The organism is Streptomyces sp. NPDC001709 (assembly GCF_053596375.1).
This window is the reverse complement of record NZ_JBSFGB010000142.1, coordinates 1-1,606: the sequence shown is the minus strand read 5'-3', so window position 1 is coordinate 1,606 and position 1,606 is coordinate 1. Positions and strand designations below refer to the sequence as shown.

Below are 1,606 nucleotides of genomic sequence, written 5' to 3'. Positions count from 1 at the left end.
TGGAAGGCCATGTGGCACTCGTCGCCGCCGGAGGCGTAGTCGCCGAAGTAGTCGACGACGTCCTCCGGCCACTGGTTGGCCTCCGCCAGCAGCACCTTGTCGGGGTACTGGGTGTCGATCTCCTTGCGCACCCGCCTCAGGAACTCGTGGGTCGCCGGCAGGTTCTCGCAGTTGGTGCCCTCCTCCTGGTACAGGTACGGCACCGCGTCCAGCCGGAATCCGTCGATGCCGAGATCCAGCCAGAACTTCAGCGCGGAGATCATCTCCTCCTGCACGGCCGGGTTCTCGTAGTTGAGGTCCGGCTGGTGCGAGAAGAAGCGGTGCCAGTAGTACTGCTTGCGTACCGGGTCGTACGTCCAGTTGGAGGCCTCGGTGTCGACGAAGATGATCCGGGCGTCCTGGAACTGCTTGTCGTCCTCGGCCCAGACGTAGTAGTCCCCGTACGGACCGTCCGGGTCGCGCCTCGACTCCTGGAACCACGGATGCTGGTCGCTGGTGTGGTTCATGACGAAGTCGATGATCACGCGCATGCCGCGCTGGTGCGCGGCGTCCACGAACTCCACGAAGTCGGCGAGGTCACCGAAATCCGGGAGGACGGCGGTGTAGTCGGAGACGTCGTAACCGCCGTCCCGGAGCGGGGACTTGAAGAACGGCGGCAGCCACAGGCAGTCCACGCCGAGCCACTGCAGATAGTCGAGCTTGGCGGTCAGACCCTTCAGGTCGCCGATGCCGTCGCCGTTGCTGTCCTGGAAGGAGCGCACCAGGACCTCGTAGAAGACGGCGCGCTTGAACCACTCGGGGTCCCGGTCCTTGGCGGGAGTGTTTTCGAAGGTGTCCGGAACAGGCTCATTGACGATCATATTGTGGGTGACCCTCCGATCTGCGGGTTGGACGGTCGCAGAACCTGGAAGACATGCGCGGGCCTATGGCCCGGTTCGAGGCGCACATAATTGGCCCTGCCCCAGTAGTAGGTCTCGCCGGTGAGCTCATCACGCACCGGCACCGACTCGTGCCATTCCAGGCCGAGTTGCGGCATGTCCAACGAGACCGTTGCCTCCTGGGTGTGGTGGGGGTCGAGGTTGGCGACCACCAGAACCGTGTTCGACCCGCTGCGCTTCGAGTAGGCGATCACCGCGTCCTTGTCGGTGTGGTGGAAGTGCAGATCGCGCAGTTGGCGCAGGGCCGGGTTCTGCCTCCGGATGGTGTTGAGCCGGGTGACGAGCGGCGCGATGGTCCGGCCCTCGCGCGCCGCCGCCTCCCAGTCACGCGTCCTGAGCTGGTACTTCTCCGAGTCGAGGTATTCCTCGCTGCCCTCCCTCAGCGGGGTGTTCTCGCACAGCTCGTAGCCGCTGTAGATGCCCCAGGTGGGGGAGAGGGTCGCGGCGAGCACGGCACGCACCTCGAAGGCGGGGCGGCCGCCGTGCTGGAGGTAGGCGTGCAGGATGTCCGGGGTGTTGGCGAAGAAGTTCGGCCGGAGGTAGGCAGCGGCCTCACCGGACAACTCGCTGGCGTATTCGGTGAGTTCCTGCTTGCTGTTGCGCCAGGTGAAGTACGTGTAGGACTGCTGGAAGCCGATCTGGGCGAGGGTGTGCAGCATCGCCGGCCG

1 protein-coding gene and 1 pseudogene are annotated in these 1,606 nt (G+C 65.4%); both read right to left on the bottom strand.

The window, feature by feature from the left end; all coding sequences use genetic code 11:
• The coding region (locus ACWC0C_RS48310; RefSeq protein WP_450871545.1) for an alpha-amylase family glycosyl hydrolase at window positions 1-860 on the bottom strand (860 nt) is incomplete at its 3' end.
• Window positions 857-1,606 (bottom strand): annotated as a pseudogene (locus tag ACWC0C_RS48305) (alpha-1,4-glucan--maltose-1-phosphate maltosyltransferase); the annotation flags it as partial. The pseudogene ACWC0C_RS48305 and the gene ACWC0C_RS48310, both read right to left, overlap by 4 nt.